Origin of the sequence: Nonomuraea sp. NPDC049486, from assembly GCF_040676925.1 — a bacterium.
Classification (GTDB): domain Bacteria; phylum Actinomycetota; class Actinomycetes; order Streptosporangiales; family Streptosporangiaceae; genus Nonomuraea; species Nonomuraea ferruginea.
On record NZ_JBFAPV010000001.1, the window covers coordinates 923,224 to 936,614 of the forward strand.

The following is a 13,391-nucleotide window of genomic DNA, read 5'->3' on the forward strand; positions in this document are numbered from 1 at the left end:
GAAGGACAAGCCAGAAGCCCGGCCGGTGTCCCTCTCAAGAGGGCGCCGGCTGGGCGCGTTCGTGTTCCTGGCGCCGGGGCTGGCCTACCTGGTCGTGCTGCTCCTGGTGCCGCTGGCGCTGGTGCTCAGCTACACGGTCTTCCAGCGCGGCCGCTTCGGCGGCGTCATCTACGAGTTCACCTGGGAGAACTTCGAGCGCCTGTTCGACTCGCTCTATCTGCGGGTGCTCGTCGACTCGCTGGAGATGGCCGGGCTGGCGACGCTGATCGCGCTGCTGCTCGGATACCCGACGGCCTACCTGATCGCGTGCCTGCCGCGTAAGTGGAAGACGATCGCGCTGGTCGCGATCGTGCTGCCGTTCTGGACGAACTTCATCATCCGGGTCTACGCCTGGATCATCCTGCTGAGCCCGGAAGGGCTGATCAACGGCTGGCTGCAGGCGTTCGGGCTGGGCCCGTACGAGCTGCTCTACAACCGGGGCGCGGTCGTGCTGGGCCTGCTCTACTCGTACCTGCCGCTGATGGTGCTGCCGCTCTACGCCTCCATCGAGAAGCTCGACCCGCAGCTGCGGGAGGCGTCGGCCAACCTGGGCGCCTCGGCGTTCACCACCTTCCGCAAGGTCACGCTGCCGCTGACGGTGCCGGGCGTGTTCACCGGCTGCCTGTTCGTGTTCGTGCCGAGCTTCGGCAACTTCGTCATCCCCGAGATGCTCGGCGGCGGCAAGTCGGCCATGGTGGGCAACCTGATCCGCACCGAGTTCCTGTCGGCGCGCGACTGGCCGTTCGGCTCCGCCCTGGCGCTGGCGCTCATCGCGGTGCTGCTCGTGCTCCTGGTCGTGCAGGCGTGGGTGACGCGCCGTGCGTAGATCAAGGTGGCTGCACGTCCCGTTCTGGGCGACGTACGTGTTCCTGTACGCGCCGATCCTGGTCCTGGTCGTCATGTCGTTCAACTCCGGCGACTCGGCGTACACCTACGAGGGTTTCAGCCTCGAGTGGTACGGCGAGCTGGCCGGCGACGAGCGGATCATGAGCGGCGTGGTCAACACGCTCATCGTGGCCACCGGCTCGACCGTGATCGCCACCGTGCTCGGCACGATGCTGGCCGTCGGCCTGGCCAGGCACTCCAGATCCAAGACCCTGGACGCGCTGGCGCTGATGCCGGCCGTGCTGCCGGACCTGGTGCTCGCGATCGGGCTGCTGCTCTTCTACGGCCTGATCCAGCTCACGCTCGGGCTCTACTCGGCGGTGCTGGCGCACGCGCTGTTCTCGATGGCGTTCGTGGCGGCGGTGGTGCGCACCCGGCTCACCGGCGCGGACACCTCCCTGGAGGAGGCCTCGCGCGACCTCGGCGCCGGCCCGTTCACCACGTTCATGAAGATCACGCTGCCGCAGCTGGCCCCCGGCATCGTCGCGGGCGCGCTGCTCGCGTTCACGCTGTCGCTGGACGAGTTCGTGATCGCCTACTTCACGATCGGCAACCACGAGCAGACGCTGCCGATCGTCATCTACTCGATGATCCGTTTCGGGGTCACCCCGAAGATCAACGCGCTGGCCGCGATCCTGCTCCTGGTGAGCTTCACGGCGGTGATCGCCGGACAGCGCATGACCAAGATCGGGGAAAGGATGCCGCGTGCTCAAGATTGACGGGATCACCCGCAGGTTCGGCGACGTCACCGCGCTCGACGGCGTCTCGCTGGAGATCGGCCAGGGCGAGTTCTTCGCCCTGCTCGGCCCGTCGGGCTGCGGCAAGACGACGCTGCTGCGCATCATCGCCGGGTTCGAGACGCCCGACGCCGGCACGGTGACGCTCGACGGCGAGGACCTGCTGGACAAGCAGCCGAACCGGCGCCCCATCAGCCTGATGTTCCAGTCGTACGCGCTGTTCCCGCACATGACCGTCCAGAAGAACGTCGCGTACGGACTGGAGCGCGAGAAGCTGCCGCGCGCCGAGATCAAGAAGCGCGTCGGCGAGGTGCTGGAGACGGTGGGCCTGTCGGAGCTGGCCGGCCGCAAGCCGAGCCAGCTCTCCGGCGGCCAGCGGCAGCGCGTCGCGCTGGCACGATCCATCGTCAAGCGCCCGCGCCTGCTCCTGCTGGACGAGCCGCTGTCGGCGCTCGACAAGAAGGTCCGCGCCGACATGCAGCTGGAGCTCAAGCGGCTGCAGAACGAGGTCGGCATCACGTTCGTGGTCGTCACCCACGACCAGGAGGAGGCCATGTCGCTCGCCGACCGCATCGCGGTCTTCGACAGCGGCGCGGTGCGCCAGGTGGACGAGCCGGTCGCGCTCTACGAGCGGCCCCGCACCCCCTTCGTCGCCGACTTCGTCGGCGCCAACAACCTCTTCGAGGGTACGGCCGGCGCCAAGGACGAGCTGGAGACCGAGGACTTCGGGGTGCTGCCCGGCTCCCCGGCGGAGGGCCTGGAGCAGGGCGCCAAGGCGCTGCTGGCCGTCCGGCCGGAGCGGGTCAGGCTGATCGGGGCCACCGAGTCACGCGGCCTGAAGGGCACCGTGGTGGACGTAAGCTTCTACGGAGGCGTCTCCCACGTCTCGGTCGGGGTTCCCGGCCGGGGCAAGCCCGTGCTGGCGGCCGTCCAGGGCGCGAGCGAGGTGCGGCCGGGCGCCGAGGTCCGGCTCGACTGGCAGGCCGATGAGGCGGTCATCATCCCGGTGGATCAATGAAGCAGATCGTTGCCCGTGACCGTGCGGGCGTACGAGAGGATCAGCTCCGCGGCCTCGTCGGGGCCGATGAGCGGGTGACGAGCGGTGATGCGGTAGCCGTACGCGTCCTCCAGCGCGACCAGGTTGCGCGAGATCGTCAGCGTGTCGGTGGTGAGCCTGAAGACGCCCAGCGCCGCCCCGGTGTCCAGGATCGACTGGTACATCGACACCTGCCGGTCGTAGAGCGAGGTGAGCAGCACCCCGTAGACGCGGTTGCGGCCGGCCGCGCCGCCCATCTCGTTGAGCAGCCGCACGTCCGGGTCGAGCGATCCGGTGGGCAGCCCCGACCGGATCGTCAGCACCAGCTTGGCGACCGGGTCGGTGTGCGCGGCGAGCTGCCGCAGCCGCTGCTCGTAGAAGCGCTCCATGCCCGCGTGCTGCGCCTCGACCAGCAGCTCGCTCAGGTCGGGGTAGTGGTAGAGCACCGCGCCGGAGGTCAGCCCGGCCTCCTCGGCCACGTGCGAGAGCTGCACCCGGTCGATGCCATGCCGGATGATGGCCCGCCGCGCCGCCTCGATCAGGTCGATGCGCCGGTCACTGCGGCTCTTGCGCTGGGCCATCTTCGCCTTCGCTTCCCAGAGTTCGCTTTACATTCAGGAATCCGTTGACCATAGTGCCCTGAAGTTGACCTTCGCGCCAGATGCGTAATTGAATTCCCCTTCAAAAGGCTAGATCTCCCCCGGAGCGCACATGTCTCTCACCATCCTGTTCATGCCGGAAAGCGCCTACGGCCCGACCAACAACAGCGCCGGCATCGGCGACATCCTCCGCCGCCGCGGCCACCGCGTCGTCTTCGCCGCCGAGGCGTCGTGGAAGGGCAAGCTCGAGGCGCTCGGGTTCGAGGAGGACCTGGTCGACCTCGCGCCTCCGGCCGAGGAGGAGCAGGACGCGGGCCAGTTCTGGAAGGACTTCATCCGCGACACCGCGCCCGAATACCGCAAGAGCACCCGCGAGCAGCTGGAGACCGTCACCGCTCCGATCTGGAAGGAGCTGATCGACGGCGCCAAGTACTGCGAGCCGCAGCTCAAGGAGATCATCGAGCGGGTCCAGCCGGACGTCATCGTCGAGGACAACGTGCTCACCTTCCCGGCGCTGCTGACCGCCGGCAAGAAGTTCGTCCGCATCGTCTCCTGCAACCCGCTGGAGGTCCGCGGCGAGGGCATCCCGCCGGTCTTCTCCGGCCTGCCCGCCGCCGACCGCGCCGAGTGGGACGCCTTCCGTGCCGAGTACGACCGCACCCACCGCGAGATGTGGACCGCCTGGAACGAGTGGTGCGTCGAGCAGGGCACCGAGCCGCTGCCCGAGCTCGACTTCATCCACGAGGGCGACCTGAACCTCTACGTGTACCCGGAGCTGCTCGACTACGTCGACGCCCGCCCGCTGGGCGCCAACTGGCACCGGCTCGACTCCTCGGTGCGCGAGACCGACGAGGACTTCGAGCTGCCCTTCGAGCGCAACGAGGGCGCCTCGCTGGTCTACTTCTCGCTCGGCTCGCTCGGCTCGGCCGACGTGGGGCTCATGCAGCGGGTGATCGACGTGCTGGGGACCACGCCGCACCAGTACGTCGTCTCCATGGGCCCGCTGCACGAGGAGATCAAGCTCGCCGGAAACATGTGGGGCGCCGAGTTCCTGCCCCAGACGAAGATCATCCCGCAGTGTGACCTGGTCATCACGCACGGCGGCAACAACACCACCACCGAGGCGCTCCACTTCGGCAAGCCGATGATCCTGCTGCCGCTCTTCTGGGACCAGTACGACAACGCCCAGCGGGTGCACGAACTCGGCTATGGTGTCAGGCTTTCCACCTACGCCTTCACCGACGAGGAGCTGACGGGGGCGCTCGACCGCCTCCTCGGCGACGAAGAGATGCGCGCCAAGCTGGCCGCCGCCGGCGAGGAGATCCGCCGCCGCGACGGCCTGCGCAAGGCCGCCGACCTGATCGAGGAGCTCGGCCGCAGCTAGGCGGCCGGGGCCAGCGAGGAAAGTAAGTTCATGCGTACGTTGATCAACCCAGCCACCGGCACCGCCTGCGCCGAGGTGCCCGACACTCCCGTGGAGGCCGTCGAGGCCGCCGTGCGGCGGGCCCGCACGGCCTCCGCGGAGTGGGGCGAGGCCACGCCGGCCGAGCGGGCCAAGCTGCTGCTCCGGGTGGCGGACCTGGTGGAGGCCGAGGCCGAGGAGCTGACCAGGCTGGAGGTCGAGGAGACCGGCAAGCCCGCGGCCGTCTTCAGGGACGGCGAGCTGCCCTTCCTCGCCGACAACCTGCGGTTCTTCGCCGGGGCCGCCCGCTCGCTCGACGGCACCGGCGCCGGGGTCTTCAGCTCCGGCTACACCTCGGTGCTGCTGCGCCGCCCCGTCGGGGTGGTCGGGTCGATCGCGCCGTGGAACTTCCCGCTGGTCATGGCCGTCTGGAAGGTCGGCCCGGCGGTCGCCGCCGGCAACGCCGTGGTGATCAAGCCGGCTCCCCAGACGCCGCGCACGACGCTGCGGCTGGCCGAGCTGTTCGCCAAGGCGGGCGCGCCCGCCGGGCTCGTGCAGGCGGTCACCGGCGGCGCCGAGGTCGGCCAGGCCCTGGTCACCGACCCGGGGGTCGACATGGTGAGCGTGACCGGCTCCACCGAGACCGGCCGGGCCGTCATGACCGGCGCCGCCGCCACGCTCAAGCGGGTCCACCTGGAGCTCGGCGGCAAGGCTCCGGCGCTGGTCTTCGAGGACGCCGACCTGGCCGAGATGGCCCGCGGCGTGGCCATGGGCGCCACGTACAACACCGGCCAGGACTGCACCGCCGCCACCCGCGTGTACGTGGCCCGGCAGGTCTACGACGAGGTCGTGGAGGCGCTGCGGGCAACTCTTGCCGAAATCCGGGCCGGCGACCCCTGGGACCCGGAGACCGACATCGGCCCGCTGATCTCCGAGACGCACCGGGAGCGCGTGCACGGCTTCGTGGCACGTTCCGGCGGCCGGATCGCGCACGGCGGCGCGCCGGTCGCCGGGCCGGGCTTCTACTACCCGCCCACGCTTGTGACGGATGTCGCACAGGACAGCGAGATCGTCCAGGGCGAGCTGTTCGGGCCGGTGCTCGTGGTCCTGCCCTTCGACGGTGAGGACGAGGCGGTGCGGCTGGCCAACGACACCCGTTACGGTCTGGCCTCGTCGATCTGGTCGCGTGACGTGGCCCGCGCCATGCGTGTCTCACACCGGCTGGACGTGGGTGTGACCTGGGTCAACGACCATCTCCCGATCGCCAGCGAGGCTCCGCACGGCGGGGTCAAGGGCAGCGGGTCCGGCAAGGACATGAGCCAGGAGGCGGTCCTGGAGTACGCGGTGACGCGGCATCTCATGATCAAACACGCGGCGCCCGCTGAGCGGGACTCCTTCAGGCCAGCCTGAAAGCGTGTGCGGCGGAATGTCGCCCAAAATGCCTACTTGGGCGCATTTGATGGGATATGTTCGGTTGGCCGATCTGGTACGGAGTGTGTTCCAATTACCCAGCCCGGCAGATTCCCATGCGCCACACGCGTGTCTGATTTCTTCGAGCACGTAAGGCGAGAGGTAGCGAGAGTCAGTGAGGACGGAAAACCCCAAGCACACGAGGCCGGGGGACAACACAGGCGGACGTTTCCGGCTGGCGAACTGGCGCGTGCGCTCGAGGCTGGTAGCACTGATCCTCATCCCCACGGTCGTGGGTGTGCTGCTCGCCGGTTTGCAGCTCGCGAGCGCGATCAACACGAGCACCGAGTATCGGCGCCTCACCGAGGTGGCCGAGCTGGCGCAGCGCGTCGGAGCGCTCGCCCACGAGCTGGGCAAGGAGCGCACGCTCACCGCCTGGTACATCGCCGACCGCCGTCGTGCGGGGCGTCTCGCCCAGTTGCGTACCCAGCGTGGAACGGTCGATAACGCCAAAAAGCGGGTAATCGAGGCGGCCGGTGCGATCGACGACAGCCACGCCGCCCGCGTGCGCGCCGACGTCGACGGCATCCTGCGCTGGCTGAACGGCCTCGACGGCCTGCGTGACTCGATGACCGCCCAGAACGTCCCGCCCCGCGCGTCCATCAGCACCTTCACCGACATGATCGGGGTGCTCGCCAACCTGCAGAACGACCTCGGTGAGGGCATCGCCGACGACGGGCTCCAGGGTGACGCGGCCGCGCTGACGGCGCTGCAGCGGGCCAAGGAAGAGGTCTCCCGCCAGCAGGGCATCCTGGTCGTCGCCCTGGTCGAGCGGAAGCTGGACTACGACGACCTGTCCGACTTCCTGGGCTCCTGGAACCGGCAGCAGTCGGAGCTCGACAGCTTCACGCAGGAGGCGCGCACCGCCGACCAGGCCGCCTACCGGCAGGCCATGCGCGGCCCGGAGATCGACCGCGCCGACGCGATGCGCCAGCGGGCGCTGGCCCAGCTGCGCGAGTACTCCACCATCAGGGACCTCGACGTCACCACCCGGCGTGACCTCAGCCTCTGGTACGAGAGCACGACGCTGGCGGGCAACGCCATGCGCAAGGTCGAGGACAGCCTGGCCACCAGGGTCGTGACCCAGACCAGGGAGCTGAGCGACGCCGAGCAGCGCAACGCGATCATCTCCGGCGCGACCATCCTGATCCTGCTGCTCCTCGTCCTGGTGATCACCAGCCGGGTGGCCGGTTCGCTGGTCCGCCCGCTGCGCCGGCTGCGCGCCGAGGCGCTCCAGGTGGCCACCACCCGGCTGCCGGAGACGGTCCGCATCCTCCGCGAGGGCGGCGAGGGCGCCCAGATCCCCGAGGTCCCGTCGATCGGCGTCAACACCCGCGACGAGATCGGGGAAGTGGCCCGGGCCTTCGACGAGGTCCACCGCGAGGCGATCCGGCTGGCCGGCGACGAGGCCAAGCTGCGCGCCAACGTCAACGCGATGTTCGTCAACCTCTCCCGCCGCAGCCAGACTCTGGTCGAACGGCAGCTGCAGCTCATCGAGGGCCTGGAGCAGGGTGAGGAGGACGAGCAGCGGCTCGCCAACCTGTTCCGCCTGGACCACCTCGCCACCCGCATGCGCCGCAACAGCGAGAACCTCCTGGTCCTCGCCGGCCAGGAGGCCGCGCGCAAGTGGAGCGAGCCGGTGCCGCTGGTCGACGTGGCCCGCGCCTCGCTGTCCGAGGTCGAGAACTACGAGCGCGTCCAGATCCAGATCCCGTCCGGCATCCAGGTCGCCGGCCCGGCGGTCACCGACACCGTCCACCTGCTGGCCGAGCTGATCGAGAACGCCATCTCGTTCTCCCCGCGCGAGAGCAAGGTGCAGGTCAGCAGCCAGACCGCCGAGGGCGGCGTGCTGGTGACCATCAACGACCAGGGCATCGGCATGAGCCCCGAGGAGCTGGGCGAGGCCAACTGGCGGCTGGCCAACCCGCCGGTCGTGGACGTCGCCGTCTCCCGGCGCATGGGCCTGTTCGTGGTCGGCCGCCTGGCCCTGCGCCACGGCGTCCGCGTCCAGCTCAAGCAGCGCGAGCGCGGCGGCCTGAGCGCGATGGTGCTGCTGCCCGCGACGCTGCTCATCGGCGGGCAGGGCTCGGTGCCGCACCAGCGCTCCCAGTACGACGCGTTCACCAGCTTCGACCCGTCCCAGTTCGACTCCGCCGCCGCGGCGGCCAACGGCTCGGTCTTCCCCGCCCCGTCGTCCCTGTCCATGGAGACGAAGGACGTCCGGGGCAGCGACAGCGCGCCGCTCGACACCCAGTGGCCGGGCACGATCCCGGCGCCCGGTGGCGAGGGCTGGCCGTCGTACCCCGAGCCCGGCAAGCAGGACTGGCCGCCGTTCACCGAGCAGCCCGCCGCCGGGCAGCAGGGCGAGCCCCGCTGGCCGTCCTTCGCCGAGCAGCCGCCGGTCAACTCCGACGACTCCCGCTGGCCGTCGTTCGCCGACCAGCCGCCGGCGGCCAAGGCCGAGGAGCCGCGCTGGCCGTCGTTCGCCGAGGAGCCGCCCGCGCAGCAGGACCAGCCGCGCTGGCCCTCGTTCGCCGAGGACCCCGCGGCGCGGCGCGACGAGGCCCAGTGGCCGTCCTTCGCCACGGAGCCGCCGCCGCAGCAGCGGGAGGAGCCGCGCTGGGGATCCTTCGGCGACCCGGCCCCGCAGGCGCCCTTCGGGGCGGAGCCGAGCCAGCCCTTCGGCGCGGAACCGAGCTCGTTCGGCGACCAGCGCTGGCCCTCCTTCGCGGAGACGGTCAAGGCCGCCCAGTCCTACCCGTCGAACGGCAGCGCCGACCCGTTCGGGCCCGGCGAGTACTCCTCTCAGGACCTGACCGGCCCGCTTCCCGCGGTGCGCAACTCCCCGATGGAGGAGCAGGGCGAGGAGTTCCTGCCGATCTTCTCCTCCGTCGGCTCCGACTGGTTCCGCCGGCCCGAGTCCGAGCAGAGCGCGGAGCCTGAGCTCCGGGCCGCCGCTCCGGTGGAGGAGGCGGAGACCGCCCAGCACGCGGCGGTGACCGACCGTCCGGTGCTGCCGCAGCGCACTCCGGGTCAGTCGGGCGCGGGCGCGTCGTGGTCCTCTCCCGCCGACAGCGGCTGGCAGGCCGCGCAGGCCGCCGCCCAGCCCGCGCAGGGCGGCACCACGTCGTCCGGTCTGCCGCGCCGCGTGCCCAAGGCCAACCTGGTCCCCGGTACGGCGAGCCTCGCCGAACCTGCGGTCACCTCGCCCGCTCCGCAGATCTCGCCCGAGCGGCTGCGGAGCCGGCTGTCGAGTTTCCAGCAAGGTGTACGGCAAGGCCGCGCGTTCACCCGCGGAGATGTGAATGAGGAGGAGCAATGAGAGAGTTGAGCCAGGGAGCGCGTGGCATCAACTGGCTGATCACTGATTTCGTCAACAACGTGCCCGGCGTCGCGCACACCGTCGTGGTGTCGGCCGACGGCCTGCCGTTGGCCTACTCCGAGGGCTTTCCCAAGGACCGGGCCGACCAGCTCGCCGCGGTGGCCTCGGGCGTGATCAGCCTGACCCAGGGCGCCGCCCGGGTTTTCGAGGGCGGGATGGTGACCCAGACCGTCATCGAGATGCAACGCGGACTGTTGATGATCATGTCGATCAGCGACGGCTCCTGTTTGGCGGTTCTGGCCGCACCCGACTGTGACATGGGCCTGGTGGCCTATCAGATGACGCTGTTGGTCGAGCGTGCGGGGCAGGTGCTGACGCCTGCCGTACGCGCTGAACTGCAGGCGGCCCGCCCCCGCTAGCCGGGCGGTGACAGGAGATCATGGTGTCAGGTCAGGGTTGGGCTGGTGATAGCAATACTCCGCCGCATCCGTCGGCTCCCCGTCCGCCGAAGTCCAGCTCCCTGGTCCGGCCGTACGCCGTGACCGGGGGGCGAACCGCCCCGCGGATGAAGTTCGCCATGGAGGCGCTGGTGTCCTCCGTGACGTCCGAATACCAAGACATTTCAATGCTGAGTCCGGAATATCAGGCGATCATTCAGCTGACTCGGAACGTCCGGTCAGTTGCCGAGATCTCCGCCCTCTTAAAGCAACCTCTGGGGGTGGTCCGGGTGCTGATCGCCGACATGGCGTCAGAAGGCCTGATCCGCGTGCACCAGCCTGCCCTGGACGCGGGCAAGCCGGACCTCAACCTGCTGGAAAGGGTGCTCAGTGGACTTCGCAGGCTCTAGCGCCGGGCTCACCTCGACGAAGATCGTCGTGGCGGGCGGGTTCGGCGTGGGCAAGACGACGTTCGTGAAAGCGGTGTCCGAAATCCTGCCGCTCACCACGGAGGCGGTGATGACGGACGCGTCGGCCGGTGTGGACGACGTCTCGCTCACCCCCAACAAGACGACCACCACGGTGGCCATGGACTTCGGCCGCGTGTCGCTGGACCGGGAGCTGATCCTCTACCTGTTCGGCACGCCCGGTCAGCACCGGTTCTGGTTCATGTGGGACGACCTCGTACGCGGCGCCATCGGCGCGGTCGTGCTGCTCGACACCCGCCGGCTGGCGGACAGCTTCCCCGCGATCGACTACTTCGAAGAGGCCAAGCTGCCGTTCGTCATCGGCATCAACGGCTGGGACGGGCAGTTCGCCCACTCGGAGGACGAGGTGCGCGAGGCGCTGTCGATCGGCCCGCAGACCCCGATCGTGCGGCTGGACGCCCGCGTCAGGGACTCGGTCAAGGCCACCCTGATCGCGCTGGTCGAGCACGCGCTGTCCCGCCACATGCACGCGCCCGCCTGATCCGGGCGGGAGAACGGCCGCCGCCGCGTTCCGGCGGCGGCCGCCGTGTGTCTCCGGCGCGCCCCCGGGAGGTCAGTGGGCCACCGGCTGGCCGCGGACCAGGCGGCCCACCTCGGCACGCAGGTGGACGAAGTCGGGGTGCTCGCGGGTGTTGATCTGGTCGCGCGGCGACGGCAGGTCCACCTGGAGGTCGGCGACGACGTGCGCGGGCGCCTTGGAGAGCACCACCACGCGGTCGCCCACGTACACGCTCTCGTCGATGTCGTGGGTGATCAGCACGATCGTCATCTTGTGATGCCCGCGCACCTTGAGCACGAGGTCCTCCAGGTCCTCGCGGGTCTGCGCGTCGACCGAGCCGAACGGCTCGTCCATGAGCATCAGCGTGGGCCGGTAGGCCAGCGCGCGGGCGATCGCCACCCGCTGCTGCATGCCGCCGGAGAGCTGGAACGGGTACTTGCGGCCCGCGCCGGAGAGTCCCACCGACTCCAGCGCCTCGGCCGCGGCCTCGCGGCGGCGCTTCTTGTCCATGTTCTTGCGGCGCAGCGGCAGCGCCACGTTGTCGGCCACCGACATCCAGGGGAACAGGGACCGGCTGTAGTCCTGGAACACCACGGCGAGGTTGTCGGGGGTCTGCCTGACCAGCTCTCCGTCGACCTTGATGCGGCCGCCGGTCGGGGTGATCAAGCCGGCGATGGACCGCAGGAGGGTGGACTTGCCGCAGCCGGAGGGGCCCACGATGCACAGTAACTCGCCCTCGGCCACGCTCAGGTTGAGCTGGTCGATGGCGTGGTGCGCGCTGGGCCCGCCGCCGCCGTAGATGTGGGTGAGGTTCTCTATCTCAAGCAAGGCGATTGTCCTAAAAGGGGGCGAATCCAGAGATAACACGGCGACTCTACCGAAGGCCACATTGGTTGCACATGGTTACGCCGTACCGGCCGGTTCATGTCAAGCGCCCGCCGTCTCGCGGGCGTGATGCCAGCCGAGCACGCGGCGCTCGACGACCAGGAACACCTCGTTCAGCAGATAGCCCAGGATGCCCAGGAGCACGATCCCGGCCCACATCGCCGGCAGGTTGAACATCGAGTACGCGACCGTCAGCTGGAAGCCGATGCCGTTCGTGGTGCCGGGCAGCAGCTCGGCGAAGACGGTGACGATCAGTGACAGCGACAGGGCCAGCCGCAGCCCGGCGAACACCTTCGGCAGCGCGGCGGGCAGCACGATGCGCAGCACCCGTTCCCGGCGCGACAGCCGGAAGGCCCGCCCGGTCTCCAGGTAGAGCGGCTCCACCGCGCGGGCGCCGTCGGCGGTGTTGAGCAGCACCGGCCAGATGATGCTGAACATGATGAAGGCGAGCTGCATCCGCATCCCGAAGCCGAACACCACGAGGAACACCGTCACCAGCGCCGGCGGCGGGATCGCCCGCAGGAACTGCAGCACGCCGTCGAGGTAGTCGTAGGCCCTGGAGGACAGCCCGAGCGCCAGCCCGAGCAGGATCCCGGCGGTGGCGCCGCCGGCCAGCCCGCCCGCCATCCTGCCCAGGCTCGGCAGGATGTCGGCCACGGCCTGGTCGGTCAGGAACAGCCTGCCGGGCGGCCCGGAGAACCACATGGCGTGCATCCGGGTCACGATCGTGGACGGCGGCGGGAAGAACGCGCTGCCCGCGGCCCTGGTCGCGACCTCCCAGAGGATCACGAGCACGATCAGCAGCGGCCACCGGAGCAGCGCCCCGCCCAGCCTGGTCATGAGCCGCCTCCCACGCGCGTGTGATGCCACCGGAACAGCCGCCGCTCGGCCGCCACCAGCAGGGCGTTGACCACCACGCCGAACAGCCCCACCCAGACGACCCCGGCGAGGATGTCGTCCATCCGGGCCGGCACCGCGATGCCGGCGAAGTAGATGAACACGCCGATGCCCTCGCCCCGCCCGGCCACGATCTCGGTGCTGACGGTCAGGATGAGCGCCACCCCGGTGGCCAGCCGGAAGCCGGTCATGATGAACGGCGCCGCCGAGGGCAGCGACACCCACCACAGCACCGAGAGACGGCCGAAGCCGTAGGAGCGCAGGGACTCCCTGGCCACCGGGTCCACGCCGCGCAGCCCGTACATCGTGTTGTAGAGGATGGGCCAGACGGCGGCGTAGATCACCAGCGTGACGCGCAGTTGCAGGCCGGTCCCGATGAGCAGCGCCACCAGCGGGATGAGCGCCACGGACGGGATGGGCCGCAGGAACTCCACGATCGCCCGCGTCGCCGCGTCGATCACCGGGACGCTGCCGAACAGCACGCCGAGCGGCACCGCGACCAGCGCCGCCACGGCCAGCCCGATCGCCCACGCGAGCACGCTCGTGCCCGCGTGCGCGCGGAAGCCCTCGTCGAACAGCAGGGCTCCGGCGCGCTGGAGGATCTCCGAGGCGGGCGGCAGGAACTCGGCCAGGCCGGCCCGCCCCGCGATCTCCACCAGCGCGGCGAACGCGAGCGCTCCCGTCACGCGGCGCGC

13 protein-coding genes are annotated in these 13,391 nt (G+C 70.1%); 9 read left to right on the forward strand and 4 right to left on the reverse strand.

The features are described 5' to 3' along the window. Nucleotides 1–25: 25 nt before the first annotated feature. The 3 genes from AB0K05_RS04335 to AB0K05_RS04345 are packed head-to-tail and all read left to right on the forward strand — an operon-like array spanning nt 26 to nt 2,679. Nucleotides 26–865 (forward strand): ABC transporter permease, encoded by an 840-nt coding sequence (locus AB0K05_RS04335; RefSeq protein WP_364226543.1) that lies wholly within the window; start codon nt 26–28, stop codon nt 863–865. Continuing rightward, on the forward strand, nt 858–1,643 hold the full coding sequence (locus AB0K05_RS04340) for an ABC transporter permease (protein WP_148033802.1): 786 nt from the start codon (nt 858–860) through the stop codon (nt 1,641–1,643). The genes AB0K05_RS04335 and AB0K05_RS04340 overlap by 8 nt, the downstream gene beginning before the upstream one ends. Continuing rightward, entirely contained in the window at nt 1,630–2,679 is a 1,050-nt protein-coding gene (locus tag AB0K05_RS04345; protein ID WP_364226547.1) for an ABC transporter ATP-binding protein, read from the forward strand. Before AB0K05_RS04340 ends, AB0K05_RS04345 begins: the two co-directional genes overlap by 14 nt. Here the strand turns inward: AB0K05_RS04345 and AB0K05_RS04350 are convergent. Next, nucleotides 2,673–3,278, reverse strand: a complete 606-nt coding sequence (locus AB0K05_RS04350; RefSeq protein ID WP_148033800.1) for a TetR/AcrR family transcriptional regulator — start codon at nt 3,276–3,278, stop codon at nt 2,673–2,675. The two genes, AB0K05_RS04345 and AB0K05_RS04350, sit on opposite strands and share 7 nt — an antisense overlap. 130 nt (nt 3,279–3,408) lie before the next feature. Here AB0K05_RS04350 and AB0K05_RS04355 point away from each other — a divergent pair, with 130 nt between their 5' ends. The 6 genes from AB0K05_RS04355 (at nt 3,409) to AB0K05_RS04380 (ending at nt 10,896) form a co-directional block, all read left to right on the forward strand. Further along, nucleotides 3,409–4,680, forward strand: a complete 1,272-nt coding sequence (locus tag AB0K05_RS04355; RefSeq protein ID WP_364226550.1) for a glycosyltransferase — start codon at nt 3,409–3,411, stop codon at nt 4,678–4,680. 30 nt (nt 4,681–4,710) lie between these two features. Further along, nucleotides 4,711–6,108 (forward strand): aminobutyraldehyde dehydrogenase, encoded by a 1,398-nt coding sequence (locus AB0K05_RS04360; RefSeq protein ID WP_148033798.1) that lies wholly within the window; start codon nt 4,711–4,713, stop codon nt 6,106–6,108. Nucleotides 6,109–6,358: 250 nt separating this feature from the next. Continuing rightward, nucleotides 6,359–9,490 carry a nitrate- and nitrite sensing domain-containing protein gene (locus AB0K05_RS04365; RefSeq protein ID WP_364226553.1) on the forward strand — a complete coding sequence of 1,044 codons (3,132 nt, stop codon included), beginning with the start codon at nt 6,359–6,361 and terminating at the stop codon, nt 9,488–9,490. Nucleotides 9,491–9,495: 5 nt separating this feature from the next. Beyond that, entirely contained in the window at nt 9,496–9,909 is a 414-nt protein-coding gene (locus AB0K05_RS04370) for a roadblock/LC7 domain-containing protein (protein WP_219546601.1), read from the forward strand. A gap of 20 nt (nt 9,910–9,929) precedes the next feature. After that, entirely contained in the window at nt 9,930–10,337 is a 408-nt protein-coding gene (locus tag AB0K05_RS04375; RefSeq protein WP_246640375.1) for a DUF742 domain-containing protein, read from the forward strand. Beyond that, on the forward strand, nt 10,318–10,896 hold the full coding sequence (locus AB0K05_RS04380; protein WP_148033795.1) for an ATP/GTP-binding protein: 579 nt from the start codon (nt 10,318–10,320) through the stop codon (nt 10,894–10,896). The genes AB0K05_RS04375 and AB0K05_RS04380 overlap by 20 nt, the downstream gene beginning before the upstream one ends. Nucleotides 10,897–10,968: 72 nt before the next feature. Here AB0K05_RS04380 and AB0K05_RS04385 read toward each other — a convergent pair whose 3' ends face one another. The 3 genes from AB0K05_RS04385 to AB0K05_RS04395 all read right to left on the reverse strand — a co-directional run bounded on the left by AB0K05_RS04385 (nt 10,969) and on the right by AB0K05_RS04395 (nt 13,382). After that, nucleotides 10,969–11,742, reverse strand: coding sequence for an ABC transporter ATP-binding protein (locus AB0K05_RS04385; RefSeq protein ID WP_187281345.1), 774 nt, complete (start codon nt 11,740–11,742; stop codon nt 10,969–10,971). A 99-nt stretch (nt 11,743–11,841) separates the two neighbouring features. Next, entirely contained in the window at nt 11,842–12,639 is a 798-nt protein-coding gene (locus tag AB0K05_RS04390) for an ABC transporter permease (RefSeq protein WP_364226558.1), read from the reverse strand. Further along, nucleotides 12,636–13,382, reverse strand: coding sequence for an ABC transporter permease subunit (locus tag AB0K05_RS04395; RefSeq protein WP_271275863.1), 747 nt, complete (start codon nt 13,380–13,382; stop codon nt 12,636–12,638). Before AB0K05_RS04395 ends, AB0K05_RS04390 begins: the two co-directional genes overlap by 4 nt. Nucleotides 13,383–13,391: the final 9 nt, after the last annotated feature.

What these genes read in the sequence shown, in the direction of transcription:
- AB0K05_RS04375 (WP_246640375.1), top strand. Translation starts at nt 9,930, where the DNA reads ATGGTGTCAGGTCAGGGTTGGGCTGGTGATAGCAATACTCCGCCGCAT.
- AB0K05_RS04355 (WP_364226550.1), top strand. Translation starts at nt 3,409, where the DNA reads ATGTCTCTCACCATCCTGTTCATGCCGGAAAGCGCCTACGGCCCGACC.
- AB0K05_RS04350 (WP_148033800.1), bottom strand. Translation starts at nt 3,278, where the DNA reads ATGGCCCAGCGCAAGAGCCGCAGTGACCGGCGCATCGACCTGATCGAG.
- AB0K05_RS04360 (WP_148033798.1), top strand. Translation starts at nt 4,711, where the DNA reads ATGCGTACGTTGATCAACCCAGCCACCGGCACCGCCTGCGCCGAGGTG.
- AB0K05_RS04390 (WP_364226558.1), bottom strand. Translation starts at nt 12,639, where the DNA reads ATGACCAGGCTGGGCGGGGCGCTGCTCCGGTGGCCGCTGCTGATCGTG.